Raw genomic sequence first — 26,677 nt, 5'->3', positions numbered from 1 at the left:
GTTCGCGACGCCGGGCTGAAGGCGGCCGGCCGCGAGGGGGTCATCACCTACAGCACATGGCCGCCCTGCTCGACGGCGACGCGCAGGGCGCAGGGGCGCCGCTCGCCGCCGCGGCGGAGCTGGCCGGTGAGCTGGCCGGTGAGGTGGCCGGTGAGGTGGCCGGTGAGGTGGCTGGTGAGGTGGACCTGCCGGTCCTGGCCGCCGTGGCGCACCTGCGGGCCGCCGTCCTGGCCGGCGACGATCCCGCCGGGGCCGCCCGCCTGCTCGGCGCGGCGACGGCGCTGCGCGGGACGGCGGACCTGAGCGGGTTCGACAACCTGCTGCGTCCCGCCGAGCGGGCCCGGGAGCTGCTCGGCGCGGCGGCGTTCGAGGCCGCCTACGGTGACGGCGCCGCGCTCCCGCGCGACGCCGCTGTGCTGACCGTGCGGTCAGTTGTTGGAGTGGATGGTTCCGCCGTGGGCTGACGCCTGTGGAGCCAGGGCGATCGAGAACGAGAACAGGCCGGCAGCCGAGATCGCGATGATGGCGATGACTCGTTTCATGCGGCCGAGGGTAACAGCGGGGGCGTCGGCGCCTCCAGACCAATCGGTCAGCCCGGCGAGGGGCAGGGCGGGGGGTAGATCGCGACGGCGGCGGTGAGGACGAACGTCGTGATGTCCTCGACGTAGCGGGCGCTCTGCGCGGTCATCTCCGGCCGCAGCTCCTCCGGTGTGGCCAGCACGTGGTTGAGCAGCCCGCCCACCAGCGTGTCGAGGATGAGCGACGGGGACGCCTGTTCGCCCAGCTCGCCCCGGGCGATGGCGCGGCGGATGATCGCGCGGGCCTCCAGCACCCGCGTGCGCCGGATCCCGGCCGCCAGCTCGCCGAACAGCGTGGGATGGGCGCGGGCCTCGACGTGCAGGCGCAGGCCCGCCAGCCCGTACGGGCCGAGGTAATGGTCCATCGTGGACCGTGCCAGCGCGCGCAGGTCCTCCCGGAGCGTGCCGGTGTCGATCACGGCCTCGGGCAGCAGCAGGGCCGCCTTCATGGCGTCGGAGACCAGCCGGTCGCGGGCCGCCCAGCGCCGGTAGATCGCCGCCTTGCCGATGCCGGCCCGCCGCGCCACCGCGTCGAGCGTGAACTTGGCCCAGCCGAGCTCCGCGTAGAGCTCGATCGCGGCCTGGAGGGCCTTGCGGTCAACCTCGGCGTCCCGGGGCCGGCCGGGACCGGCTGTGCCGGTCGAGGACTCGGGCACGGCGTCACCTCCAGGGTGAACAGTAGTGACCTCACCGTCTCGCCCGGAGGAGATCCCGCAAGGTCAGGCCGACAGGACGAAACCCCGGTAACCGTCCGCCGCGACCTGGTCGCACAGCACCCGGTACGCCCCCACCCCGCCCGCGTACGGCATGAACACCCGGGGCTTGCCCGGGATGTTGGCGCCCAGGTACCAGGAGTCGGCCCGGGGGAAGAGCGTGTATCCGGCGACCTCGTTGACGTGCTCCACCCACGCGTCCTCGGCCAGCGGGTCGGCGTCGATGGTGGCGACCTGCCCGTCCCGCAGCCATCCCAGGCATCCGGTGATCCAGTCCACGTGCTGCTCGATCGAGACGATCATGTTGCTCAGCACGGAGGGGCTGCCGGGGCCGGTGATGGTGAACAGGTTGGGGAAGCCCGCCGTCATCAGCCCCAGGTACGTCCGGGGCCCCGCCGCCCACTTGCGCCGCAGCGACAACCCGCCCTTGCCGGTGAGGTCCATGGCGAGCAGCGGCCCCGTCAGGGCGTCGTAGCCGGTGGCGTAGACGATCACGTCGGCGGGGTACTCGGCGTCGGCCGTGCGCACACCGGTCGGCGTGATCTCCTCGATCGGGGCGCGGCGCACGTCCACCAGGGTCACGTCCGGGCGGTTGTAGGTGGCGTAGTAGCCGGTGTCCACGCAGATGCGCTTGCTGCCGATCGGATGGTTCCTGGGCGAGAGCAGCTCCGCCACCTCGGGGTCGGTCACGATCTCGCGGATCTTGCCGCGGACGAACTCGGCGGCGATCTCGTTGGCCTCCGGGTTGACGGCGATGTCGCCGAAGGAGGCCATGAAGGACACCCCGCCCTTCGCCCAGCGGGACTCGAACACGCGGGCGCGCTCCTCCTCGCTGGCCTCCAGCGCGGAATCGGGATTGGGGTCGCTCAGGATGCCGGCCGCGGACTCGCGCATGGTCGTGCGCAGCCCGGCGTGGCCGGCCTTGAACCAGCCCTGGTACTCCGGCTCCATGGGCCTGTTGTGGGCGGGCAGGCTGTAGTTCGGGGTGCGCTGGAACACCGTCACGTGCGCGGCCTGCGCGGCGATGACCGGGATGGCCTGGATGCCGGACGAGCCCGTGCCGATGACGGCGACCCGCCGGCCGGTGAAGTCGACGCCCTCGTGCGGCCAGCGCCCGGTGTGGTAGCTCGGCCCCGGGAAGGAGGCGGCGCCGGGGAAACCGGGCACGCGGGACGCCGACAGGCAGCCGACCGCCGTGATCAGGTAGCGGGCCGCCACCCGGTCGCCGCGGTCGGTCTCCACCCGCCACAGGTTCGCCGTCTCGTCGTAGGCCGCCCGCGTCACCCTGGTCTCGAACTGGATGTCGCGGCGCAGGTCGAAGCGGTCGGCGACGTGCTCGGCGTACAGGAGGATCTCGGGCTGGGACGGGTAGCGCTCGCTCCACTCCCATTCCCGCTGCAGCTCGTCGGAGAAGGAGTAGGAGTACTGCAGGCTCTCCACGTCGCAGCGGGCGCCGGGGTAGCGGTTCCAGTACCAGGTGCCGCCCACGCCGGCGCCGGTCTCGTACGCGCGGACGGACATGCCCAGGCCGCGCAGCCGGTGCAGCATGTACATGCCGGCGAAGCCCGCCCCCACCACCACGGCGTCGTACGTCATCGCAGGCTCCCGTCGACGGCCCCGGTGATCAGGTCGAGCGCGGCGGCGCTGCCCGGCAGCACGTTCACCATGGTGAAGAAGGCGTGCATCTGGCCGTCGAACCGCCGGAACTCCACCGGCACCCCCGCCGTGCGCAGCCGCTCGGCGTAGGCCTCGCCCTCGTCGCGCAGCACGTCGTGCTCGGCGGTCAGCACCACGGCGGGCGGCAGGCCCGACAGGTCGGCGGCGCGCAGGGGCGAGGCGTCGGGGGACGTCCGCCGGGCCGGGTCGGGGGCGTAGTGGTCCCAGAACCAGATCATCGTGTCCCGGCTGAGCATGAGCTGGTTGGCCGGGTCGGTGTAGGAGGCGTTGTCCAGGTCGCAGTCGGTCACCGGGTAGACCAGCACCTGCAGTGTGATGGCCGGGCCGCCCTCGTCCCTGGCCCGCTGGGTCACGACGGCCGACAGGTTGCCGCCCGCGCTGTCGCCCGCCACGATGATCGGCAGGTCCGGCAGGGCGGCGGCGGCCCAGAGCAGCGCGGCGTAGGCGTCGCGGGCCGCGACCGGGTGGCGGTGCTCGGGGGCCAGGCGGTAGTCCACCAGGACGACCGCGCAGCCGGTGCGGTGGGCCAGCTCCCTGGCCAGGGTGTCGAACTCGTCGAGGCCGCCGATGACCCAGCCGCCGCCGTGGTAGTACACGATCACCGCTCTGGGGGAGGGCGACGGGGTCAGGACCCGGGCCGGGAACGTGCCGCCGTCCTCACCCTCGATGCGCACCTCGTCGACCTGGGCCATGTCGGGGCCCTTGCCGTACAGGTCGCTCAGCGCGGCGGTGAGGGCGCGCGCCTCCTCGGGCGTCATCTCGTGCAGCGGCTTGCCGCCCGCCTCGGCGAGCTGCTGCAGGAATCGTGTGGTCGCTTCGTCAAGGGACATGGGCGCGTCACCTCAGGGGTCCGAGCGAAAGGTCCCCTCAACGTAAGATCCCGGGTGCTTCGCGTCAACGGACGGAAGTCGTCCGGTTTTGGGGGCCAGTCGCGGGAGCAGCCGCGGTCACCGTCGCGCGGGACGACTGTGCTCGTATTGCGGTTTCCCGCCATTGAGGTCGGCGGTCCGCCCCCATGGTGGCGGGGACGGCCGCTGCCTAGCGTGGGGCGGCATGATCAGTCTGAAGGGCTTGAGCAAACGGTACGGCGACCGGCTCGCGGTCGGCGACCTGTCACTGGAGCTGAAGCCGGGCACCGTGACCGGGTTCCTCGGGCCGAACGGGGCGGGCAAATCGACCACGATGCGCCTGATCCTCGGCCTCGACCGGCCCACCTCGGGCGTCGCGCTCATTGGCGGAGTCCCGTACCAGCGGATCAGGAACCCGCTGCGCACCGTGGGCGCGCTGCTCGACGCGCGGGCCCTGCACCCGGGCCGCAGCGGTCACGCCCACCTGGTGGCGCTGGCCCGCGGCAACGGCATCGCGCGGCGGCGGGTGGGCGAGGTGCTGGAGACGGTCGGGATGGCGGGCGCGGCCCGCAAGCGCGCCGGAACCCTGTCCCTGGGCATGAGCCAGCGGCTCGGCATCGCGGCGGCGCTGCTGGGCGATCCCGAGGTGTTGATGTTCGACGAGCCCGTCAACGGGCTCGACCCCGACGGGGTGCGATGGGTACGCGGGCTCATGCGCTCGCTCGCCGCCGAGGGCCGTACCGTGTTCGTCTCCAGCCACCTCATGAGCGAGATGCAGCTCACCGCCGACCACCTCGTGGTGATCGGCAGGGGCCGGCTCATCATGGACGCGCCGCTCGCCGAGGTCATCGCGGGCAGCTCGCTGACGGCCGTCCTCGTACGCAGCCCGCACGCCGGCGACCTCGCGGCCCGCCTGCGCGCCGACGGCATCACCGTGGGCCGCCTCGGCGAGAACGAACTGGAGGCCACCGGCGCCCCCATCGAGCGGATCGGCGACCTGGCGCACGCGGCCGGGATCCGGCTGCACGAGCTGCGTACCAGGGAGGCCTCCCTCGAACAGGCCTACCAGGAGCTGACATCGGAGAGCGTCGAGTACGGCACTGGACACGGCACTGGACACGGCACTGGACACGGCACTGCTGCACACGGCGCTGGGAGGGCACGGGTATGAGCACGCTGAGGCAGGCCGTCGCGGCCGAGTGGGGCAAGCTGTGGTCGGTCAGGTCCACGTGGTGGTGCCTGGCCTGCGCGCTGGCGCTCACGGTGCTGACCGCGGTCACGCTGGGCGGCGGCATCGCCACCGAGGCGCTGCGGGAGGGCGCCGCGGGCGTGCGGGTGACGGCGAGCGAGCCCGTGGTCTCGGCCACGTCGTTCGTGCAGTTCGCGCTGGTGGCGCCGGCCATGCTGACGATCACCTCCGAGTACGCCTCCGGCGGCATCCGCGCCACCTTGCAGGCCACGCCCGTGCGGGGTGTGGTGCTGGCGGCCAAGGCGCTGGTGGTGGCGCCGGTGATGTTCGTGACGGGGGTGGTGACGGGCGCGGTGGCCACGGCGGCCGTGTACGTGGTGCTGTCGGCGGAGGTGTTCGGCGGGCTCGTCGTGCTGCCGGCCGGTGAGGCCGCGCTCGACCTGCTGGGCGTGGGCGTGTTCTTCGCGCTGGTGTCGGTGATGACGGTGGGCGTGGGGGCGGCGATGCGCAGCGCGGCCGGGACGCTGACGGTGGTGTTCATGCTGCTCATGGGCCTGCCGCTGATGCTGCTGATGACCGGGAGCCAGGCGGCGGTGGACGCCTCGATGCGCATGCCGATGTTCGCCGGGCTGGCGTTCATGGGCAGCACCGACAACCTGACCGGCGGGCCCATGCCGTACTCGGCGGGGGAGGGCCTGGTCTGGCTGCTGGCCTGGACGGCGGCGGGCGTGGCGGCGGGCCACGCGGTGCTCCGCCGCCGCGACGCCTAGACTCGACGCCCGTGTCAGACGGCAAGATGTCAGACGGCTCCGACAGCTCAGACGGCAAGGTGTCGGGTGGCCGGATCGTTCGGGTGCTGGCCGGCGTCCTCCTGGGGATGGCTCTCGGCCTCGTCGAGCTGGCCTTCGTCTGTGTCGCGTGGCCCGCGTCCCAGATCCCCGCGCTGCGGCCCGCCGTCACGCGCGGGCTGGCCGCGCTCATGACCCTGGAACGCGCCCGGCTCTCCCGCTGGCTCGGTCACGACGCCACCGAGCGGGACGGCGGCCTCGTCTTCCTGGCCGCCCGCGCCGTGCTGGGCGTCCTGGGCGGGTACGCCTGCTCGGCGACCCTCTTCGTGGCCGGTCTGCTGCTCTTCGGCGGTTTCTGGGACCTGCTCCGCGGCGGGTCGCCGGCGGTCCCCCTCACCCTGCCCGGCGTCAGGATCGTCACCAGCGGCTGGGCGCTCGGCCTGTCGGGCGGGGTGGTCCTGCTGGCCGTGGCGGCCCTCATGGTCCTGGGCGTGGCGGCCCTCGAACGCCGCCTCGCCGGCCACTTCCTCGGCCCCGGCGACCAGGAGCTGATGCGCCGCCGCATCGCCGAGCTGACCGCGACCCGCTCCGGCATCGTCAGGGCCGTGGACGACGAGCGGCGCAGGATCGAGCGCGACCTGCACGACGGCGTCCAGCAGCGGGGTGTGGCGCTGGCCATGCTGCTCGGCCGCGCCCGGCACAGCCCCGACCACGCCAAGACCGCCGAGCTGGTCGCACAGGCCTACACCGAGTCGCGCCGGCTCCTCGACGAGCTGCGCAGCGTGGCATGGCGCGTCTACCCGACCGCACTGGACGAGCTGGGGCTGCGCTCCGCGCTCGCGGGCGTCGCCGAGCGCTCCAGCGTGCCGGTGACCGTGCACGACGGCCTGACCGGCCGGCCCGTCTCCGAAGTCGAGACCGCCCTGTACTTCGTGGCCCGCGAGGCGATCACCAACGCGATCAAGCACGCCGGCGCGCATGACATCCTGGTCGTGCTGAGCGAGGACGAGCGGACGGTGAGCGTGGCGATCTCAGACGACGGCGGGGGCGGGGCCGACCCCGCGGGCGGCGGCCTGTCCGGGCTGGCCCGGCGGGTGCTGGCGCTCGACGGCACGTTCACCGTCGACAGCGCGCCCGGCGGGCCCACCAGGATCGCCGCCACGCTGCCGAAGGTGCCGCCGTGCGGGTGATCCTGGCCGACGACTCCGTGCTGCTGCGCGAGGGCCTGACCCGGCTGCTCGACGACGCCGGGCACGACGTCGTCGCCGCCGTCGCGGACGCGCCCGCGCTGCTCGACGCCGTCGAGCGGCACCGGCCCGACGTGGCGGTGATCGACGTGCGCATGCCGCCCACCCACAAGGACGACGGCCTGCGGGCGGCGCTGGAGATCCGCGAGCGGCTGCCGGACGTCGGCGTGCTCGTCCTGTCGCAGTACGTCGAGCCGCACTACGCCGCCCGGCTCCTGGCCGGCTCCACCGAAGGGCTCGGCTACCTGCTCAAGGACCGGGTCTCGGAGGTGGCCGAGTTCCTCGACGCGCTGGAGCGGATCCACGCCGGCGGCACCGCGTTCGACCCCGATGTCGTCCGGCGGCTCCTGGCCCGCACCACCCACGCCGACCCGCTGAGCAGGCTGAGCCCCCGCGAGGGCGAGGTGCTGCGACACCTCGCCCAGGGGCTGATGAACACGGCCATCGCCGAGCGCCTGCACGTCTCGCTCAGCACGGTCGAGAAGCACGTCAACGCCATCATGGACAAGCTCGACCTGCCCCACGACCCCGGTTACAGCCGCCGTGTGCTGGCGATCCTGCGCTATCTCGAGAGCTGAGCGGTCCCTCAGGAGAAGGGCGAGACGATCGTGCCGTCGGTGGCCAGCCGGTCCAGCGTCCGGCGCATCGACTGGGCGTCGTTCAGATGCGGGAACGGCTCCTCTCCGGGGACGTCCACGCCCAGGAACCGGCAGAGCGGCTCCCACCCCTCACGAACGTCGAACACCAGCAGCCGCTCCGCGGGCAGGGCCGCCTTCACCGCGGCCACGTGCCGCTCGAACGCCGCCACCGCGCTCTCCTCGTCGGGCAGGCCCTCCCTGAACGGCCGGTCGGTGTCGAACATCGTCCGGGAGATGTGGTCGAGCAGCGGGCCGAGCCGCATCATGGTTCTGAACACGACCGCGCCCGCCTCGGGCATGTCGTCGGGCAGGATCCGCTGGGGGCCGATGGCCATGAGCGCCCCCATGCTGAGGTACCAGGCGTGCGGGTCGCGTACGGTGAGGACGATCTTCGCCTTCGGATACGCCTCGGCCTGCTCCCGCCAGAAGGCGGAGGCCGGCCAGTCCTGTGCGGAGCGGTAGCCCTCGAACAGGTGGTCCCAGTCCACTTTCGCGCCCTCGGCCAGGGGCAGCCACCTCTCCACGCGCCCGGGAACGGTCATGAGGTCGAACATGTGGTGACAGGGACCGAATCCGAGGCGCTCCAGCGCCGCCTTCATCGAGCTGGTGCCCGTACGCGGTAAACCCGCTCCTATCACGGTCAACATAGTGCACCTCCCTTTGTGATCTACCTCATCAGAGGCTGACCGGGGGGCGAGTGTGACATTCCCCGGCGGATTGGCGGGGTGGCGCCGGGGTAAGGACACTCAGCTCTATGGAGGGGGAGGACATGACCGTCATGCTGGCCGACGGGCGCGAGATGCCGCGTCTGGGCCTGGGCACCTGGCCCATGGACGACGACGAGGCTCGCCAGGCCGTGGCCCACGCCGTCTCGCTCGGCTACCGGCTGATCGACACCGCCGCCAGTTACGGCAACGAGGCCGGCGTGGGAGCCGGTGTGGCGGACGCGGGCGTGGCGCGGGACGACCTGTTCGTCACCACGAAGCTGCGCGGCTCCCAGCACGGATACGACGCGGCCATGCGCGGCTTCGAGGAGAGCCGCGCCCGGCTCGGCCTCGATTACGTCGACCTCTATCTCATCCACTGGCCGCTGCCGGGGCGCGGGCTCTACACCGACACCTGGCGGGCCTTCGTGCACCTGCGGGAGCAGGGCCTGGCCCGCTCGATCGGCGTCTCCAACTTCACGCCCGAGCAGATCGAGCGGGTGGCCGGGGAGACCGGGGTGTGGCCCGCCGTCAACCAGGTCGAGCTCCACCCTGGCTTCTCGCAGCGCGACCTGCGGGCCTGGCACGCCGAGCACGGCATCGTGACCGAGTCGTGGAGCCCCCTCGGCGCCGGGAACAAGCTGCTCGACGACCCCGCCGTCACGGGCGTGGCCGCGGCCCACGGGCGTACGCCGGCCCAGGTGGTGCTCCGCTGGCATGTGCAGCTCGGCGCCGTGCCCATCCCCAAGTCGTCGAACCCCGAGCGCATGCGGCAGAACCTCGAGGTGTTCGACTTCAGCCTGTCGGAGGAGGAGATGGCCCGCCTCGACGCCCTTGACGCCCCCGGCGGCGGAGGGCGCCTCGGTGGCGACCCCGACACCCACGTCGAGCTCTGACCTGCTCCCGGATCTCTGACCTGCCGCCGGATCTCTCGCCTGCTCCCGAACGGCCGGCCGGCCGTCAGAACGCGGTGTTGGCCAGCCAGTGCTCCAGCAGCGCCCGATCCCCTGACACCCGCCCCGGGGGCACGCGCCGTGTGAACACCAGCATGAGCTCCCGCACCGGTCCCGACACCACGACGTCGCCGTCAGCGCGCCCGAGCTCCCAGCGGACCCCCTCGGGCGTCCTGACGATGAGCCAGCCCTCCATGCCGTCCGGCCGGACCCCGATGCTCTGGCCGCTCCCGCGCAACTCGGCCAGCTCCGGCTTGAACGTCTCCACCCCCGGCGCCGACAGCAGCTCCAGACCCTCCCGCAGCACGTCGGCCGCCAGGTCCCCGGCGAGCTCGTGCGGGACGCCCGTCGTGGCGGACGCGTCGTAGCGGTGGACGATCGTGTCGCAGAGGATCCTGCGCAGCCAGAACCTGGCCGGCGCCGGGCCCAGAACCGACCACACCTGGGCGTCCCGCGGCGACTCGACGACCGCGGCGATCAGCTCCTCGGCGCCGTCCCGCAGCCACCGCGCCCAGCTCTCCGGCGCGACCCGCTCGGCCTCGAAGGGGTCGGGGATGGGCAGGGGCGCGGTCGTGCGCACCAGCTCGGCCGCCCAGCGCTCCGCCTGCCCGATGTGCCCGACCAGGTCCCGCAGCCGCCATTCGGGGCAGGTGGGCACCTTGGCCTCGGGATCCCCTCCGGCGACCGTGCGGGCGAACGCCTCGATCTCCTCGCGCATCCCCTCCACCAGCCGCCCGGTGTCCAGCGTGGTCATGACGTGACTCCTCTCAACGGGTACGCCGATACGGTAGAAACTCCAGCCGAGTGGAGGTTCAAGTGCCTTTACGCGATGAAACGCTCGGGATCGGGGATCTGGCCGGTCTCACCGGCGTACCGGTGCGGACGATCCGCTTCTACTGCGACGAGGGGATCATCGAGTCGGTGCGCAGCGCCGGCGGCCACCGCAGGTTCGACCGGGCGGCCGTCGAGCGGCTCGGCCTGGTCAGACGGCTGCGCGGGCTCGGGCTCGGGCTGAGCGCGATCGCCCGCGTGCTCAGCGGTGAGCGCTCGGTGGCCGAGGTGGTCGCGGCCGAGCGGGCGGCGCTCGACGTACGGCTGGCCGAGCTGGCCTGGCGGCGGGCCTCGCTGCGGGCGGTCGAGGAGGCCGGCGCCGGCGACCGGGCCGCCCGGCTGGAGCTGCTGGCGGCGGTGGAGGACGGCACCGCCGCCCGTGACACGCTGGTCGGCTTCTGGCGGCGGCAGATGATCGCGCCGATCGCCGACGAGACGTTCGGGGCGTTCGTGGCCATGGCCGTGCCCGAGCCGCCGGTCGCCCCGAGCCCGCCACAGGTGGTCGCGTACGCCGAGCTCGTCGCCCTGGTCGGCGACCGGTCGCTCACGCGGCGGCTGCGTGCCAGAGGGCTGGTCAACGTCCGCGAGATCGGCGACGAGAACGCGTTCATGTTCGGCGTCGGTGAGGCGTGCACGCTGGTGGAGCCGCTCGTGCTGGCCGGCGAGCCGCCGCGCGAGGGGCCCGAGCTGGCCCACTTCGTGGCCGTCCACGCTTCCGTACGCGGCCGCCGCGACAGCCCTGGGTTCCGGCGCGAGCTGCTCGCCAACGTGGCGCCCGACCGCGACCCCCGCATGCGCCGCTACTGGCGGCTCGTGAGCGAGGTCAGCGGCGACCGCGCCACGCTCGGTGCGACCCACCTGTGGCTGACCGACTCCCTCGAACGCTCGATCACCCCGTGACGGCCCCGCCATCCTCGAGCTCTGGCCGTCACGGCTTTCGGCCCCGCCATCACGCGAACTGAGTGCGAACTGAGCGCCAGGCCGCTCGACGCCGTCTCCCGGCCCGGCCCGCCGTCTCCCGTGCCCGGTCCGGCCCACGGTCCCGGTCCGGCTCGCCCGGCTCCTGACTTATGTCGCTAGGTTCCTGGCTTGGCTCGCAAGGTTGGTGGGTGTCTGCGGCTGACGAGGACGGCGATGGCGGCCAGGAGCAGCCAGGCCGAGGTCAATGCGATCAGCCAGGTCCAGCCCGCGTGGCCGTACACGATGCCGCCCGCCGTGCCGCCCGCGCCGCTGCCCAGGTAGTAGCAGAGCGTGTAGACGCCGGCGGCGCGGCCACGGGAGTGCGGGGGTGCGGCGGCGGTGACCCAGGCGTTGGCGATCGCGTGGGCGGCGAAGAACCCGGCGGTCAGTACGGCGAAGCCGAGTGCGACGACGGGGAGCGCGGAGTGGGCGGTCAGGACGGTGCCGACGACGGTGGCGAGCAGCGCCGTGACCAGCGTCGGAGTACGGCCGAGCCGGTTCACCATGCGGCCGGTGGCGGCGGAGGAGGCGGTGCCCATGGCGTAGGACAGGAAGACCAGGGAGGCGGCGGCCGGGGTGAGGGAAAGGGGCGGCGCGGCGAGCCGGAAACCGGCGGCGTTGTACAGCGCCACGAACGCCCCCGTCGCCAGCGTCCCCACAGCGAACGGCCCCATCAGCCCCCATCCCAACCGCTCCCGCCGCCCATCCACCACCGGCCTGCCCGGCATCTCATGCTTGGGCCCGTCCGGCATCTCACGCCTCGCCCCGCCCGCTACCTCACGCCTTGAGTCGCCTGGCACCTCACCCCGCCCGGTCCCAGGCCCGTCCATCGACTCGCTCTGGCGGAGGTCGCCGACCCCGATGGCCGGGCTCGGTCCTGCGCCGACCGCCACGCCGGACCGGGCCCCCAGTTCGTGCGTGACCCGTTCGGGTGCCGCCGGCTCACGGGGGTCCGGCCCGTCCGGTTCGCCGGGGTCGGGGCGGGGTGTTCCGGGGGCCTCTCGTGGCAGGGTCATCACCGTGAACAGCACGCACACCAGCGACACCCCCGCCACCGCCACCAGCGCCGCGTGCCACCCCAGCGGACCGGCCGTGAACCCCGCGCCCAGTCTGCCGAGCATCCCGCCGACCGAGTTGCCCGCGATCATCGCGCCCACTGCGCCGGGCAGTCGCGCCGTACCGACCTGATCGGCCAGGTACGCCGCCGCCACCCCCGCGAACCCCGCGATCGCCACCCCCTGCACCCCGCGCATCACCAGCAGCGCGGGAAAGGACGGGGCCAGCGGCAGCAGCAGCCCGATCAGCGCCGACACGACCACGGACCAGAGGATCACCCGCCGCCGTCCCACCCGGCCGGCGACCCAGGCCAGCGGCAGCACGGCCACCGCCAGCGAGGCCGTCGCCACCCCGATGGCCAGCGACGCGCTCCCCGGATCCAGCCGGTACGCGGCCGCGAGCTGCGGAAGGACGGGCTGCGGGACGTACAGCAGGGCGAACGACGACAGCCCGGCCGACGCCACGGCCGCACTGACCCGCCGCGTGTTCACCGGGGGAGCCTGGGTAACCACCACACCCGCAACGCTAAGCAAGGCTAATAAATACGTCTAATGCACAAATAGGCGATAATTCATACCATGACGTATGAGTCCGACGACGAGCTGGCCGCCCGCCTCGCCCCCGCCCTGGCCCTGCTGGCCGCCGTCGGCGAAACCGGCCACGTCACCCGCGCCGCCGAACTCCTCGGCATCCCCCAGCCCACCGCCAGCCGCCGCCTGGCCGCGCTCGCGGACCTCGTCGGCGCCCCGCTCGTCCTCCCGTCGGGCCGTGGCATCCGCCTGACCAGGGCGGGCCGGATGCTCTCCGCCGCCTCCACCCGGGCGCTCGCCGCCATGGCCGCCGCCGCCCGAGAGGTCCGCGAGGAGATCGACCCGGGCACCGGCCGCGTCGTCCTCGGCTTCCTGCACCTCCTCGGCCGCACCCTCGTGCCGTCCCTCATCGGCGGGTTCCGCGAGCGCAACCCCGGCATCCGCTTCAGCCTCGCGCAGGGCTCCCGGCAGGACATGCTGCGCGCGCTCCACGAGGGCGAGATCGACCTGGTGTTCGTCGCCCCCATGCCGCTGGACGACCCCGACCTGGCCAGCCGCCCCTTGGCCGAACAGGAGCTGGTGCTGTCGGTCCCCCCGTCCCACCGCTTCGCCGCCCGCAGGCGGGTGCGGATCGCCGACCTGGCGGAGGAGGAGCTGGTGACGCTAGAGCACGGGTACGGGCTGCGCCAGATCACCGACGACCTGTGCGCGGAGGCGGGGTTCGAGCCGCGGATCGCGTTCGAGGGGCAGGAGTCGGAGACCCTCCGCGGTCTGGTGGCGGCGGGCCTGGGCGTGGCCGTCCTGCCCCGCTCCGGCCAGCCGCCCGCCGGGGGCGTGGTCGAGATCCCGCTGTCGCCGCCCCTCTTCAGGACGATCGGGATCAGCTGGCCGAGGGGCGAGCGCCTCACCCCGGCCGTACGCGCCTTCCGCGACCACGCCTCCTCCGGCCGCACCGACCTCGGCCCCGGCTTCCGCCCCGCCCCTGACCAGGCGCGGACGCCTGCGCCAGACTGGGGATCATGACACATGACGGTGACGCGGGCGTACCGGGCTCGCTGGCGAGGGTCCTGGCGGACGTGGCGGCCGAACGCGTGGCCCAGGACGTGAGGTGGGGCATGCAGGTGCTGCCCGACGGCACCGGAGGTGCGGAACTGGTGGCCGAGTCCGGCGTGGCCAGGCTGAAGACGGACACCGCGGCCGAGGACGGCGCGCTGACCTGGCGGCACATCTTGGCGGAGGAGGTCCTGGAGGCGTTCGCGGAGTCGGACCCCGACCGGCTGCGTGCCGAGCTGATCCAGGTGGCGGCGGTGGCCGTCAAATGGACCCAGTCCCTCGACCGCCGCCCGTCGAGGGAAAACGCGAAGTGACGTCCGGAACGACATGACTTTTCGTACGATCTCTGGTCATGAAGATCACCGACTGGCCCGAGACCGGGCCGGAGGCGTTCGAGGCCGCGTTGCGGGCCACGGACTGGAGCGCGTTCGTCCCCGAGCGGGACCTCGTCCCGTTGCGCACCGCCCTCGCCGGCCTGGAGCGGCGTCACGGTGTCGGCGACGCGCACCGGTACGCGACCGAGCGGATCCGGGAGCGCGGCGTGCTGCTGCGCCATCCGGACGTCCACCAGGTCGAGATCACCGCGCAGCGGCTCAGCCCGTCCGGCAGGTATCTGGCGGTGGGCGACTTCGGCGGCGACGACTACGAGCGCGGAGCCACCCTGCAGATCTGGGAGGTCACCACCGGGCGGTGCGTCAACGTGATCGACTGGATCGAGGGCGGGATCGGCTGGCCCGGCTATGGCGAGGTCATCCAGTGGTCGGCGGACGAGTCGCGCATCGCCCTGGCGTACAGGTCGAACAACGTGGGCGTCTGGGACCCGTTCGGCGTCAGGAACGCGCCCATCGGAACCGCGCGCCTCACCTACTCGGGGCGCCCGGACCCGTACGCCCTCGCGCCCGGCGGCGAGCGCGCCTACGTGCTCCAGGAGGAGGACCCCCGCGCCCACGGCGCCGTCGTCCCGCTGGACGACGGGGAGGTCTGGCCCGGGGACTCCAGGATCGAGCCGCTGTCGGACCTCGGCCGGTTCGTTCTCGACCGGGTCGCCTGGTCGCGCGACGGCCGGCGGCTCTACGGGCACCTGCACGAGGGGCGGGTCTGCTCGATCGACGCCGTGTCCGGCGGCGTCGTCTGGATGGCCGAGGGCGAGCGGAACCGCACGTGGCCGTCGGCCGAATGGAGCCGGGACGAAAGCCTCGTCGCCTACCACCACGCCGGCAACCTGGTGATCGCGGACGCGCTGACCGGCCGGCGGGTGGCCGAGGGGCCCGGATACGCCAAGATGACGTTCATGTCGTGGGGCACGCGCCTGGCGATCGTCGAGTGCGGGTCCCGCGTCGGAGTCGTGGACGGCACCGGACAGCACCGCTACGACCTCGACCTCGCCCTGCGGGAGCCGGGCTACGAACTGGACGTGCGGCCCTGGGCCTGGGCGCCGGACGGCGACCGTGCCGCGTGCCTGACCGCGGAGGGCCGTGTCGAGATCTGGTCGCTCGGTGACGAGCCGGGCGGACGCCTGCGCTCCTTCGACGCGCCCGCCGAGGCCACGGGCGTGCACTGGGGCGCCGACGACGTGCTCGTGCTGCTGGGCCCGGCGGTGCTGCGGTTCCTGCGCGCGGACTCCGGCGAGGTGATCGGCGACTTCAGGTTGCTGCGGCAGCCGTCCGCGCCGCGCCCCCTGATGCTGGCGGACGAGGATTTCGGGGAGGACATGTACCCCGAGCCCAACCCCACGTTCGCGCTGGACGACGACACCTGGGCGGTCGCCCTGCCGCCCGGGCTCGTGATCGCCCCTCCCGGGCGGGAGGACGACCTGGCCGCGACCCTCGCCTGGGCGCTCGACGGGCGGTTCGCCTGGCCCGTGCACTGGGGCGAGCTGGAGGTCGTCCCCGACGCGCCCGCCGCGGCCGAACGCGTGCCCGAGCCGCTGTACGCCTACTTCGAGCCCTTCCGCGACCGGGTGATGCCCGAACCGGCTCCCCAGGAGTGGCCGCCGCCCAACACCGCCACCGTCGAGGACCTTTTCCAGGCCTTCCGGGAGGCGGTCGTGGCGTACGGGGTCGACCACCACCACTTCTGGGCCGACGAGGCGCTCCGCTCCGCGGCCGTGATCCGGGCGCTGCGCGGGGAGACGGAAGGGGCGCGGGAACTGATCGGGACCTGCCTCGAACGCCACCGGCCGGGCGTCGCCGCCGAGGTGGCGATGCTCCTCGCGGCCTCGGGGCTGGAGGACGACGCCCGTTCCGTCTTCGACCCGTACGACGCGGCCTTCGAGGACATGCGGGACGAGCCGGCCTCAGCGGCGGGCGCCGTGGCCGCCGCCTGTGCGCTGCTGGGCGACGGTGAACGCGCCGACGCGTGGTTCGGCCGGGCACGGGAGAAGGTCCGCGAGCGGGGCGGCGGCTGGGATCACGCCCTCCCGGTCGTCCGGGCCCTGATGGAGTGCGGCCGTACGGACGAGGCGCGGGCGCTGCTCGCCGAGGGGAGCGGCGCGGCCGGCGGCGACGTCGGCATCCCGTTCCTGGGCTACCTGCTGCGCAAGGGCGAGGTGGAGCTCGCCGAGCAGTTGCTCGGCTCCGGTGACGGCTGGTTCCGGGACTGGGGCGCGCAGCGGCTCCTCGTCGTGCACGGCCTGCCGCGCATGCTCGTGGACTGGGGTGAGCGCTACAACTGCTGGGTGGAGGACGCCGTGCCGATCGCGGAACGCAACGCCGCGCACGGCCGAGCGGCCGAGCCCGGCGACGCCGACCTCGAGGTCCTCACCCAGGCGCGTGCCGAGCTGCTCCGCACGCCGCCGGGCCGCCGTCAGGTCCCGACCTTCGACCTCGCCATCAAGGCCGCCAAATGCCGCCACCTGAGCGCGGTGCTCGCCCTGCTCCCCGAGCTGCCGATGCCGGCCTATGGCGGCATCGGCTCGCACGACCGCCCGTGGGTGGCCTCCACGGCCCTGCGCATCGTCACCACCGGCGCCGACGTCGATCCCTGGTGACGTCGGGGCGCACGGCCCCCGCTTCCCCCGGCAGCGGCACGGACCCTCTACATTCCATTGATGCAGCGCCATGGGTCTGTATACAGTCGAGGCCATGCTGGACGGACGACTCCTGGTGGACGCCCACCTCCATCCCCCGAGACTGTCCACCCTCAAGCCCGCCTGGTCCCGGTGGGCCGAGCAGTTCGGGGCCCCGGGCTGGCGGTCGGCCTTCGACGAGGACGGCGTGGTGGTGCCGGCCGCGTTCGACGAGCTGCTGGAGGGCGAGGGGGTGGACCGGGCGATCCTGCTCTGCGAGTACAGCCCCAAGGTCACCGGCATCCAGCCCGTCGAGGACCTGCTGCCGATCGTCAAGCACAATCCCGACCGGTTCGCCTTCCTCGCCAACGTCAACCCCCACCTGCACTACCCGATCGCCGCCGAACTGCTGAGACAGGTGGAGCTCGGCGCCGTCGGGCTCAAGGTCCACCCGGTCCACGGCGGCTTCTCGGCGGCCGACCCGATGCTCTACCCGGCCTATCAGGCCTGCGTCGAACGCGGTCTGCCGGTGGTCGTGCACTGCGGCACGAGCACCTTCCCCGGCTCGGTGAACTCCGTGGCCGCCCCCGAGCTGCTCGACCCGGTCCTGCGCGACTTCCCCGAGCTCACGGTGGTGCTCGCGCACGGCGGCCGCGGCTGGTGGTACGACCAGGCGGCCTTCCTCGCCCTCATGCACGACCACGTCTGGATCGAGCTGTCCGGCCTGCCGCCCGCCCGGCTGCCCGACTACTACCAGCGTTTCGACCTGCGGCGCCTGGCCCGGAAGTTCATCTTCGCCACGGACTGGCCCGGCGTCCCCGGCATCGCCCGCAACGCCCGCGCCGTGGCGGCGCTCGGCCTCGACGCGGACACGCAGGCCATGGTGCTCGGAGGCAACGCGCTGCGCGTCTACTTCAAAAGCTCTACACAGGCTTGACGTACCTGGTCTCCACTGTTGAACTTGGAGACATGACCGGACAGCCAGAGGTCTCCTTCGCCACAGATCCCGGCAGCTACCGCCACCTCCGGCTGGAGACGGACGGTGAGATCGCCCGGCTCGTGCTCACGGTCGACGAGAGCGCCGGCATCGTCCCCGGCTACGACCTCAAGCTCAACTCGTACGACCTCGGGGTCGACATCGAGCTCTACGACGCCGTGCAGCGTCTCCGCTTCGAGCACCCCGAAGTGCGGGCGGTGGTCCTCACCGGAGGGCTGGAGAAGGTCTTCTGCGCCGGGGCGAACATCCGCATGCTCGCCCAGTCGTCGCACGCCTGGAAGGTGAACTTCTGCAAGTTCACCAACGAGACCCGCAACGCCATCGAGGACGCCACCGCCCATTCGGGACAGACCTACCTCGCCGCCGTCAACGGCACCGCCGCGGGCGGGGGATACGAGCTCGCGCTGGCCTGCGACCGCATCATCCTGATCGACGACGGCTCCACGGCGGTGTCCCTGCCGGAGGTTCCCCTGCTCGGGGTGCTGCCGGGCACGGGCGGGCTGACCCGCCTCACCGACAAGCGCGGGGTGCGCAAGGACCTGGCGGACGTGTTCGCCACCCGGAGCGAGGGGGTGCGCGGGCAGACCGCGGTGGCCTGGAAGCTGGTCGACGAGGCGGTGCCCCGCAGCCGGTTCGAGGAGACGGTGCACCGTCGCGCCACCGAGGCCGCCGCCCGTTCCCCTCGCCCGCCCACGGCCCCGCCGATCCCGCTCCCGCCGCTCGACCCGGACGGGTACGTCTACTCCACCGTCAAGGCCGAACTGGACGACCGGTGCCAGGCCACCATCACCGTGTACGGCCCGGGAAGGGGAACCCCGCCTGACGACGGCCGGTGGCTGCTCCGGATGACCCGGGAGCTCGACGACCTCATCCTCCGCCTGCGGACGAACGAGCTGGAGCACGGCACCTGGATCATCAGAACCGAGGGCGACCCCGACGCCGTCCTGGCCTGCGACCTCGACACCGACGACTGGCCCCACGGCGAGATCAGGCACTACTACAAACGGACGCTGAAACGCCTGGACGTCACCAGCCGCAGCCTGATCGCCCTCATCGAGCCCGGTAGCTGCTTCGCCGGCCCGCTGCTGGAGCTGGCCCTGGCCTGCGACCGCCAGTACATGCTCGACGACCCCGAGAACCCCGACGGCAACGCCGTCCAGTTGTCCCGCGCCAACTTCGGCGCCTATCCGATGGGCAACGGGCTGTCCCGGCTCGCCTCGCGCTTCCACGCCGAGCCCGATCACGTGGCCAAGCTGGAGCAGGAGGCCGGGCGGCGGATCGGGGCGGCCGAGGCGCTGGAGCTGGGGCTGGTGACGTTCGCCCCCGACGACATCGACTGGGACGACGAGGTACGTCTGGCGCTCGAGGAACGCGCGGCGCTGAGCCCCGACGCGCTCACCGGCATGGAGGCCAACCACCGCTTCGCCGGCCCCGAGACCATGGAGACCAAGATCTTCGCCCGCCTCGCCGCCTGGCAGAACTGGATCTTCACCCGCCCCAACGCCTCGGGCCCCGAGGGCGCCCTGCGGCGCTACGGCACCGGCCGGCGGCCCGAGTTCGACCGGAAGCGAGTCTGAGATGAGCATCGACTACTCCGAGCGCATCCCGAACAACGTCAACCTGGCCGAGGACCGCCGCCTGCGGCGGGCGCTGGAGTCGTGGCAGCCGCGCTTCCTGCAGTGGTGGTCGGAGATGGGCCCGGCCCTGCCCACCCAGGACGTCTACCTCCGCACGGCCGTCGCGGTCGGGCGCGAAGGATGGGCGCACTTCGATCACGTGGCGCTGCCGGAGTACCGCTGGGGCATCTTCCTGGCCGAACGGGACACCGACCGGCGCATCGGGTTCGGCCAGCACAAGGGCCGGCCGGTGTGGCAGCAGGTGCCCGGCGAGTACCGGGCCGACCTGCAGCGGCTCATCGTCATCCAGGGCGACACCGAGCCGGCCAGCGTCGAGCAGCAGCGGCGGCTCGGCCTGACCGCCCCGTCGCTCTACGACCTGCGCAACCTCTTCCAGGTCAACGTGGAAGAAGGGCGGCACCTCTGGGCGATGGTGTACCTGCTGCACGCCTATTTCGGCCGTTCCGGCCGGGACGAGGCCGAGGCGCTGCTGCTGCGCAACTCGGGCAGCGAGGACTCGCCGCGCATCCTGGGCGCCTTCAACGAGGAGACGCCTGACTGGCTGTCGTTCTACATGTTCACGTACTTCACCGACCGGGACGGGAAGTATCAGCTCGGGACGCTGAAGGAGTCGGCGTTCGACCCGCTCAGCCGCACCTGTGAGTTCATGCTCAAGGAGGAGGCCCACCACATGTTCGTGGGGACCACGGGCGTGGACCGGGTGGTGGAGCGGGCGGCGCAGCTCATGCGCGAGCACGACAGCGACGACATCAGCAAACATGGCGGCATTCCGCTTGAGGTCATTCAGAAGTACATCAACTTCCACTACAGCGTCAGCCTCGATCTCTTCGGCGGCGAGACGTCCACCAACGTGGCCAACTACTTCACCGCCGGGCTCAAGGGGCGCTGGCAGGAGGAGCGGCGCAAGGACGATCACCTGCTCACCGAGTCGGTCGCCGTCGTCCCGTACGTCGAGCAGGGACGCCTGACCGACGTCCGGCTGCCCGCCCTGACGGCGCTCAACGCGGATCTGCGCGGCGAGTACGTCGCCGACTGCGGCACCGGCGTGAACCGGTGGAACCGCATCCTCGCCGACCACGGGCTCGACACGACGCTCTACCTGCCGCACGTGGGCTTCAACCGCCAGGTGGGCACGTTCGCCGGGCACCACGTCTCACCGGACGGGCGGCTGATCGACCAGGCGGCCTGGGAGGCGGGCCGCGACCGGTGGCTGCCGACGGCCGAGGACAAGACGTACGTCCAGGCGCTGATGCGTCCCGTCTACGAACCGGGGAAGATCGCCGCCTGGGTGGCCCCGCCGCGCAACGGCATCAACGGCCGGCCGCTCGACTACGAGTACGTCCACCTCTGATCGGCCCGCCGTCCAGGATCCGGGCGTCCAGGACCTAGGTGGAGCCGAGCTGGGACCAGCGCTCCTGGGCGCCGGGCCGCCAGCCGTTGTGCAGGTCGTTGAAGACGTTGGCCGCGCGTATGCCGATCCAGTCCGGCGGCAGGAGCTCCAGCGGCAGCTCCGGATCCAGCATGGGAAAACGCCGCCACTCGTGCACGAGCCGGATCTGGGCCAGCAGGACCGGGTCGCCCGTTCGGGGCCGCATGCCGGCGAAGTCGTGGATGAACCGCTCGTACTGGCCCGCCAGCTCTCCCAGATGCCACGCCTGGTCGACGAGCGTGCGTTCCGAGCCGATGCCCGCGTAGGGGCCGTTGAAGGAGTGTGCCGACAGGTCCAGGCCCAGGCCCTCGACGACCTGCTTGGCCTCGGCCTCGCGTGAGGCGTGCGGGCTCACCCACACCCCGGGCACCGGGCTGCCGAAGCCCGCCCAGGTCAGGCCGGTGCGGAGCTGGTGGCGCAGCTCCCGCCGGGACTCCGGCACGGTCGTGATGAGGACGACCCAGCGGCCGTCCCACGACTCGCGGCGCCGCCCGAAGGCGTAGATGCGCTCGGCCCCCTCCGTCAGCAGTTCGCGCCCCCGTCGCGTCAGGGCCCAGCGCACCCGCCTGCCCGAGCGTTCCGAGGTGATCCAGCCGTCGGCGGCCATGCGCGACAACGCCTGCCGGGCCGACTTCTCCTCCACGCCGAAGCCGCCGAGCACGTGGAGGAGCGAGGACGTCCAGGCCGGCCGGTCGTGGGGGAGGACGAACTCGCCGAGCACCGTCAGCAGCAGCGACCGGGCGCTCGCCTGACGCCACGGCCGTCCCAGCGACTGGCTCAAGGCGGGGGCTCCTTTCGTGCGGTGACCGCATCAATGCTACAAGTCATTGACGCAGCATCAATTCTATGTAGAAGATTTGCCTACGAATGTCGGGTGCCTGCGGATGGGGACGGCCATGACGTCCGAGTCTTTCAACGCCAGCGTCTATCTCGTCGATCGCCAGGTCGAGGCGGGCCGTGGGGATCATGTCGCCATCACCGGCCCCGCCGGCACGCTCACGTACGCCCAGCTCGCCGCCCACGTCGCGGAGCTGGCCACCGGCTTACGGGTGCTCGGCGTCCGGCCGGAGGAGCGGGTCCTGCTCGTCATGTCCGACCGCCCGGAGACCGCGATCACCATTCTGGCCGTCATGCGCATGGGCGCGGTCGCCGTGCCGGTGTCGACCATGTACAACGGCACCGAGCTGGCCACCCTGATCAGGGACTCGCGGGCGCGGGTCGTCGTCGCCACCCCCGAGTTCGAGACGGCCGTCCACGAGGCCCTGCGCGACGCCCCCGAGGTGGTGGCCCTCGTGCCCACGCAGGCCCCGGCCGGCCTGGCGGGCACGGCCATGGCGGACGTGGGGGTGCCCGTGTGCCTGTGGTCGGACGTGCTCGAGGCCGGCAGGACGGCCGGCCGGCCGCGCGAGATCCCCGACCCCCCGTACGAGACCTGGTACGACTCACCCGCCCTCTGGCTCTACACCTCCGGCACCACCGGCGCCCCCAAGGCGGCCATGCACCGCCACGGCTCGATCAGGCAGGTCTACGAGACCTACGGCCGCCAGGTCCTGGGCATCCGCCCGGACGACCGGTGCTTCTCGGTGGCGCGCCTGTTCTTCGCGTACGGCATCGGCAACTCGATCTTCTTCCCCCTGGCCGCCGGCGCCACCGCCATTCTCGACCCCGCCCGCCCCACCCCCGCCGGCGTGCTGGCCAGGGTCACCGACGCGGCCCCCACCCTGTTCTTCGCCGGCCCCACGTTCTTCGCCGCCCTGCTCGCCTCCGACGCCCCCGACGACACCTTCGCCCCGGTCCGCCTGGCGGTCTCGGCGGGCGAGGCGCTCCCGGCCGAGATCTACCGCCGCTTCACCGGCCGCTTCGGCGTGGACATCATCGACGGCCTGGGCTCCACCGAGGCCCTGCACATCTTCATCAGCAACCACCCCGGCCAGGTACGCCCGGGCACCTCGGGCCGGGTCGTCCCCGGCTACGAGGTCAGGCTCCTCGACGAGACCGGCGCCCCCGTCGCGGACGGCGAACCGGGACACCTGTACGTCCGCGGCGACTCCATCGCCACCGGCTACTGGTGCCGCACGGCCACCACCCGGCAGGTGTTCCAGGGCGAGTGGCTGCGCACGGGGGACACCTACGTCCGCGAGGACGACGGCTTCTACCGCTGTCTCGGTCGCTCCAACGACATGATCAAGGCGGGCGGCATCTGGGTGTCGCCCATGGAGGTCGAGGCCAGGCTGCTGCAGCACGAGTCGGTCGGCGAGTGCGCCGTCGTCGCCTACGTCGACGGCGAGGGGCTGGAGAAGCCGGTGGCGTGCGTGGTCTCCGCCCAGGGCCACCGTGTGGACGCCGGCGAGCTGATCGGCTTCTGCAAGGAGGGCCTGGCCTCGTTCAAGCGCCCCCGCGAGGTGCTGGTCCTGGACGAGCTGCCCAAGACGGCGACCGGCAAGATCCAGCGCGTGGTGGTCCGCCGGATCGCCGCCGACCTCCTGGACAAGCACCCCTGACGCCGGGCAGGTGGTCAGCCCGCCCGCGTCTCGTAGACCGTGATGGCGAACGGCCGCGGACCGCCCTTGTAGACCTGTTCGGTCAGCCGCGACAGCGCCGCCTGCGCGTCCAGGTAGCCGTGCAGCCGCGTCGCCTCCGGCCAGGGGTGCACGGCCACGAGGACGCCGTCCGGCACCAGCAGCGCGCTCAACTGCGCCGAAGCGTGCCGCAGCCGCTCATGGCGGCCCAGGTAGTAGAGGGTCTCCGAGCAGAACGCCAGGTCGAAGCTCCGCTCCGGCGGGTGGGTGAGGATGTCGGCGCGGATGAAACGTACGCGCCCGTCGTCCGGCACGCGCGCCCGCGCCCGCGCCAGGGCCCGCTCGGAGACGTCCACCCCGACGATCTCGGCCTCCGGGTACGCCGCCGCCAGCGCGTTCGTGAACACCCCCTCGCTGCACCCCACCTCGATGATGCGCCGGTAGGGCCTGGGCGGCAGCAGCTTGAGCGTGGAGCGGTATTTCTGCTGCTCGTAACTGTCGGTCGCGAGCCTCCACGGGTCGGGGACGCGGTGCCGCCAGTCGAAGTAGCGGCGCAGGACCGTCCCCTGGCCCTGGGGGGAGAGCAGGGAGAGCGTACGGAAGAACGTACGGTGCATGAGCTCGGGAAGGCTTGGCATGCGGCCTCTCTCTGTCGAGACGGAGGAGTTGTCCCGGGACTTGAGGTGAAGTCGTCGCCGAAAGGGGATTCCCACTAGGGGAGGGAATAACGCCTGGTCGTGCCCACGTCATGAACATCTTTACGACATGGTGTCGCGCAGCTCCCGCTTGAGCACCTTGCCCGAGGCGTTCTTGGGCAAGGCGTCCACGAACACCACCCGCTTGGGCGCCTTGAACGCCGCCAGCCGCTCCCGCAGGAACGTCACCAGCTCACCGGCGGTCAGCCCGGCCCCCTCGCGCAGGACCACCGCGGCCGTCACCGCCTCGATCCACTTCTCGTCCGGCACCCCGAACACCGCCGCCTCCGCGACCGCCGGATGCTGGTAGATGGCCTCCTCGACCTCGCGGCCGGCCACGTTCTCGCCGCCCGACTTGATCATGTCCTTCTTCCTGTCCACCACGGACAGGTAGCCGTCGGCGTCCATGACGCCCAGGTCGCCGCTGTGGAACCAGCCGCCCCGGAACGCCTCGGCGGTCTTGTCCGGGTCGTTCCAGTAGCCGAGCATGGCGTGCGGGCTGCGGTGCACGATCTCGCCGACCACGCCGGGCGGCACGGGCCGGTCCTGGTCGTCGACGATCCTGGTCTCGACGTTCAGCGCGGGCCGGCCGGCCGAGCCCAGCCGGGTGAGCTGCTCGTCGGGCCCGAGGATCGTGGCGACGGGCGCCATCTCCGTCTGGCCGTAGAAGTTGAACAGGCGCACGTCGGGCAGCCGCGCCGCGATCTCCTTCAGCACCTCCACCGGCATGATGGAGGCGCCGTAGTAGCCCTTGCGCAGCGACGACAGGTCCCTGCGGTCGAAGTCGGGGTGGCGCAGCAGGGAGATCCAGACGGTCGGCGGGCAGAACAGCTTGGTGGCGCGCTCGCCCTCGATCGTGGCCAGGATCGCCGCCGCGGTCGCGCCGGGCAGGACGATGTTGGTGGCGCCCAGATAGATCCCCGGCGTGAGGAAGCAGTGCAACTGCGCGCAGTGGTAGAGGGGCAGGGCGTGCACCTCGACGTCGTCGTGGCTCATCTCGCCGTCGATCACGCACGTGACGTACTGGGCGATCAGGCCGCGGCTCGACAGCGTGGCGCCCTTGGGCCGGGACTCGGTGCCGCTGGTGTACATGAGCTGGATCGGGTCGTCGTCGCCGATCTCGGCCCGCGGCTCCGCGGGGTCGTCGAAGGCCGCCCACGCGCTGAACGGCTCCCAGCCGTCCTGGGCCGCGCCGATCACGCCGCGCACGGTGACGCGCGGTCCGGCCGCCGCGGCGGCCACCGGCAGCAGCGCCTCCTCCGCCAGCATCCCGGTCGCGCCCGAATGCTCCAGGATGTACGCCACCTCCCCGGCCCCCAGCATGAAGTTGACCGGTACGGAGATCGCCCCCAGTCGCGCCAGCGCGAAGTACGCCACCACGAACGCGTGGTTGTTGTGGCTGAACACGGCGAACCGGTCGCCCTTGCCCACGCCCCGCGCCGCCAGCGCGTTGGCCGTCCTGTTCACCGCCGCGTCGAGATCGGCGTAGCTCTGGCGCACGTCGCCGTACACGAGCGCGGTCTTGGCGGGGTAGCGGGCGGCCGAGCGCCGCAGGAGGTCACCGATGGCGTGCTGACGGGTCATGCGGGCACCCTTCGATCGCGCAGAACGATGTTCGGGGAATCCTAACCCGCGACGACCTCCGCGAGCCGCCGGTAGGAGTCGAGGCGGCGGTCGAGGTCGTAGGTGTTCATGGTGACCAGCACCTCGTCCGCGCCGACCGTGGCGACCAGCGAGCCGAGCGCCACCGCGACCTCGTGCTCCGTGCCGTGGATCTGCCCCTTGAGCGACTCGTCCAGGTATGACCGCTCCCGCGCGCTCATCTCCATCTCCGCGATCTCCCCGGCGGGCGCCAGCGGCGGGAAGGCCCCGCTCGTCCGCGAGCGCGCCGTCGCCCACGCCTCGGGCAGTTGCAGCAGCGCCGCCTCCGCCCGCGTCGCGCCGACCGCCACGTTCGCCGCCACCATCACGTACGGCTCCGCCGCCCACCACGAAGCCCGGAACCCGGCCCGGTAACGCGCCACGGCGTCCACCGCCCGCGCGCCGGACCCGATCACCATCGGCAGCCCGTGCGCCGCCGCCACGTCCGCCCCGGCCCCCATGGCCAGCACGAACACCTGCGGCCGCAGCCCTTCGGCGGGCAGCGCGTGCACCCCGGGGTGGGCCGCCTGCGTGCCGGTGAAGTAGCCGAGCAACTCGCTGAGCCGGCCGCCGAACGCGTCCGCTTCGTCCTTGCCGTGCCCGAGGGCCCTGCGGATGCCGCCCGTGAAACCCACAGAACGCCCCAGGCCCATGTCGATGCGGCCAGGGTAGAGCGATTCCAGCACGCCGAACTGCTCGGCCACCACCAGCGGCCGGTGATTGGGCAGCATCACACCGCCGGTGCCCACCCGGATCCGAGACGTGGCGGCGGCCACGGCCGCCGCCAGCACCGTCGGGGCCGACCCCGCCACGCCGGGCACGCTGTGGTGCTCGGACACCCAGAACCGGTGGTATCCGAGCTCCTCGACCTGCCGCGCGAACCGTACGGTCTCGCGCAGCGCCGCGGCCGGAGTCGAGCCCTGGCGGACGAGTGAACGGTCGAGAATCGAGTAGGCGGTCACGTACGGGTGCAACACGCCCGGCCCC

The 26,677-nt window shown here is 72.6% G+C and carries 23 protein-coding genes and 1 pseudogene; 14 read left to right on the top strand and 10 right to left on the bottom strand.

Annotated features, from left to right (window positions below; translation table 11 throughout):
- Nucleotides 1–464, top strand: a pseudogene (locus AB0I15_RS61010) (hypothetical protein); the annotation flags it as partial.
- Between the two features lie 125 nt (nt 465–589).
- On the opposite strand, the gene AB0I15_RS61005 reads toward AB0I15_RS61010, so the two are convergent.
- From AB0I15_RS61005 to AB0I15_RS60995, 3 genes are all read right to left on the bottom strand, one after another.
- Complete coding sequence (locus AB0I15_RS61005; RefSeq protein ID WP_358118566.1) at nt 590–1,234, bottom strand: TetR/AcrR family transcriptional regulator; 645 nt, start codon at nt 1,232–1,234, stop codon at nt 590–592.
- Between the two features lie 63 nt (nt 1,235–1,297).
- The gene (locus AB0I15_RS61000) at nt 1,298–2,887 is read right to left on the bottom strand and encodes an NAD(P)/FAD-dependent oxidoreductase (protein ID WP_358118564.1); all 1,590 of its coding nucleotides are present in this window, start codon (nt 2,885–2,887) and stop codon (nt 1,298–1,300) included.
- Nucleotides 2,884–3,798, bottom strand: coding sequence for an alpha/beta hydrolase (locus AB0I15_RS60995; protein ID WP_358118562.1), 915 nt, complete (start codon nt 3,796–3,798; stop codon nt 2,884–2,886). The genes AB0I15_RS61000 and AB0I15_RS60995 overlap by 4 nt, the downstream gene beginning before the upstream one ends.
- 223 nt (nt 3,799–4,021) lie before the next feature.
- Here AB0I15_RS60995 and AB0I15_RS60990 point away from each other — a divergent pair, with 223 nt between their 5' ends.
- From AB0I15_RS60990 to AB0I15_RS60975, 4 genes are read left to right on the top strand one after another with little or no spacing between them, the layout of a single operon-like run.
- On the top strand, nt 4,022–4,987 hold the full coding sequence (locus AB0I15_RS60990; RefSeq protein WP_358118561.1) for an ATP-binding cassette domain-containing protein: 966 nt from the start codon (nt 4,022–4,024) through the stop codon (nt 4,985–4,987).
- The gene (locus tag AB0I15_RS60985; RefSeq protein WP_358118559.1) at nt 4,984–5,775 is read left to right on the top strand and encodes an ABC transporter permease; all 792 of its coding nucleotides are present in this window, start codon (nt 4,984–4,986) and stop codon (nt 5,773–5,775) included. Before AB0I15_RS60990 ends, AB0I15_RS60985 begins: the two co-directional genes overlap by 4 nt.
- Before the next feature lie 11 nt (nt 5,776–5,786).
- Entirely contained in the window at nt 5,787–6,983 is a 1,197-nt protein-coding gene (locus AB0I15_RS60980; RefSeq protein WP_358118557.1) for a histidine kinase, read from the top strand.
- Nucleotides 6,974–7,618: a response regulator transcription factor gene (locus AB0I15_RS60975; protein WP_358118555.1), complete on the top strand. Its 645-nt coding sequence runs from the start codon at nt 6,974–6,976 to the stop codon at nt 7,616–7,618. The genes AB0I15_RS60980 and AB0I15_RS60975 overlap by 10 nt, the downstream gene beginning before the upstream one ends.
- Nucleotides 7,619–7,626: 8 nt before the next feature.
- Here the strand turns inward: AB0I15_RS60975 and AB0I15_RS60970 are convergent, their stop codons facing one another.
- Complete coding sequence (locus AB0I15_RS60970; RefSeq protein WP_358118553.1) at nt 7,627–8,325, bottom strand: sulfotransferase family protein; 699 nt, start codon at nt 8,323–8,325, stop codon at nt 7,627–7,629.
- Nucleotides 8,326–8,432: 107 nt separating this feature from the next.
- Between AB0I15_RS60970 and AB0I15_RS60965 the strand changes: the two genes are divergently transcribed.
- Nucleotides 8,433–9,278, top strand: a complete 846-nt coding sequence (locus tag AB0I15_RS60965) for an aldo/keto reductase (protein ID WP_358118551.1) — start codon at nt 8,433–8,435, stop codon at nt 9,276–9,278.
- Between the two features lie 64 nt (nt 9,279–9,342).
- On the opposite strand, the gene AB0I15_RS60960 is transcribed toward AB0I15_RS60965, so the two are convergent.
- Nucleotides 9,343–10,089, bottom strand: coding sequence for a maleylpyruvate isomerase family mycothiol-dependent enzyme (locus AB0I15_RS60960; RefSeq protein ID WP_358118550.1), 747 nt, complete (start codon nt 10,087–10,089; stop codon nt 9,343–9,345).
- A 62-nt stretch (nt 10,090–10,151) separates the two neighbouring features.
- On the opposite strand from AB0I15_RS60960, the gene AB0I15_RS60955 reads away from it, so the two are divergent.
- Entirely contained in the window at nt 10,152–11,066 is a 915-nt protein-coding gene (locus AB0I15_RS60955; protein WP_358118549.1) for a MerR family transcriptional regulator, read from the top strand.
- 176 nt (nt 11,067–11,242) lie between these two features.
- Here the strand turns inward: AB0I15_RS60955 and AB0I15_RS60950 are convergent, their stop codons facing one another.
- Nucleotides 11,243–12,673: an MFS transporter gene (locus AB0I15_RS60950; RefSeq protein WP_358118547.1), complete on the bottom strand. Its 1,431-nt coding sequence runs from the start codon at nt 12,671–12,673 to the stop codon at nt 11,243–11,245.
- Between the two features lie 87 nt (nt 12,674–12,760).
- Between AB0I15_RS60950 and AB0I15_RS60945 the strand changes: the two genes are divergently transcribed.
- From AB0I15_RS60945 to boxB, 6 genes are all read left to right on the top strand, one after another.
- Nucleotides 12,761–13,735 carry a LysR family transcriptional regulator gene (locus AB0I15_RS60945; protein WP_358118545.1) on the top strand — a complete coding sequence of 325 codons (975 nt, stop codon included), beginning with the start codon at nt 12,761–12,763 and terminating at the stop codon, nt 13,733–13,735.
- The gene (locus AB0I15_RS60940) at nt 13,732–14,079 is read left to right on the top strand and encodes a hypothetical protein (protein ID WP_358118543.1); all 348 of its coding nucleotides are present in this window, start codon (nt 13,732–13,734) and stop codon (nt 14,077–14,079) included. The genes AB0I15_RS60945 and AB0I15_RS60940 overlap by 4 nt, the downstream gene beginning before the upstream one ends.
- Nucleotides 14,080–14,117: 38 nt before the next feature.
- Nucleotides 14,118–16,754, top strand: a complete 2,637-nt coding sequence (locus tag AB0I15_RS60935; RefSeq protein ID WP_358118542.1) for a hypothetical protein — start codon at nt 14,118–14,120, stop codon at nt 16,752–16,754.
- A gap of 94 nt (nt 16,755–16,848) precedes the next feature.
- Nucleotides 16,849–17,709 carry an amidohydrolase family protein gene (locus AB0I15_RS60930; RefSeq protein ID WP_358118540.1) on the top strand — a complete coding sequence of 287 codons (861 nt, stop codon included), beginning with the start codon at nt 16,849–16,851 and terminating at the stop codon, nt 17,707–17,709.
- 32 nt (nt 17,710–17,741) lie between these two features.
- Nucleotides 17,742–19,346 (top strand): 2,3-epoxybenzoyl-CoA dihydrolase, encoded by a 1,605-nt coding sequence (boxC, locus tag AB0I15_RS60925; RefSeq protein ID WP_358118538.1) that lies wholly within the window; start codon nt 17,742–17,744, stop codon nt 19,344–19,346.
- Between the two features lies 1 nt (nt 19,347).
- The gene (gene boxB, locus AB0I15_RS60920; RefSeq protein ID WP_358118536.1) at nt 19,348–20,757 is read left to right on the top strand and encodes a benzoyl-CoA 2,3-epoxidase subunit BoxB; all 1,410 of its coding nucleotides are present in this window, start codon (nt 19,348–19,350) and stop codon (nt 20,755–20,757) included.
- Between the two features lie 34 nt (nt 20,758–20,791).
- Here boxB and AB0I15_RS60915 read toward each other — a convergent pair whose 3' ends face one another.
- The gene (locus AB0I15_RS60915) at nt 20,792–21,616 is read right to left on the bottom strand and encodes a PaaX family transcriptional regulator C-terminal domain-containing protein (RefSeq protein ID WP_358118534.1); all 825 of its coding nucleotides are present in this window, start codon (nt 21,614–21,616) and stop codon (nt 20,792–20,794) included.
- Nucleotides 21,617–21,731: 115 nt separating this feature from the next.
- Here AB0I15_RS60915 and AB0I15_RS60910 point away from each other — a divergent pair, with 115 nt between their 5' ends.
- Nucleotides 21,732–23,336 carry a benzoate-CoA ligase family protein gene (locus tag AB0I15_RS60910; RefSeq protein WP_358118532.1) on the top strand — a complete coding sequence of 535 codons (1,605 nt, stop codon included), beginning with the start codon at nt 21,732–21,734 and terminating at the stop codon, nt 23,334–23,336.
- Between the two features lie 14 nt (nt 23,337–23,350).
- Here AB0I15_RS60910 and AB0I15_RS60905 read toward each other — a convergent pair whose 3' ends face one another.
- From AB0I15_RS60905 to AB0I15_RS60895, 3 genes are all read right to left on the bottom strand, one after another.
- The gene (locus tag AB0I15_RS60905) at nt 23,351–23,992 is read right to left on the bottom strand and encodes an SAM-dependent methyltransferase (RefSeq protein WP_358118530.1); all 642 of its coding nucleotides are present in this window, start codon (nt 23,990–23,992) and stop codon (nt 23,351–23,353) included.
- Between the two features lie 120 nt (nt 23,993–24,112).
- On the bottom strand, nt 24,113–25,633 hold the full coding sequence (locus AB0I15_RS60900) for an acyl-CoA synthetase (RefSeq protein ID WP_358118528.1): 1,521 nt from the start codon (nt 25,631–25,633) through the stop codon (nt 24,113–24,115).
- 41 nt (nt 25,634–25,674) lie between these two features.
- Complete coding sequence (locus AB0I15_RS60895) at nt 25,675–26,667, bottom strand: LLM class flavin-dependent oxidoreductase (RefSeq protein ID WP_358118526.1); 993 nt, start codon at nt 26,665–26,667, stop codon at nt 25,675–25,677.
- Nucleotides 26,668–26,677 lie beyond the last annotated feature (10 nt).

Origin of the sequence: Nonomuraea sp. NPDC050643 (assembly GCF_040654715.1) — a bacterium.
Taxonomy (GTDB): Bacteria; Actinomycetota; Actinomycetes; order Streptosporangiales; family Streptosporangiaceae; genus Nonomuraea.
This window is presented reverse-complemented; position numbering and strand designations above follow the sequence as displayed.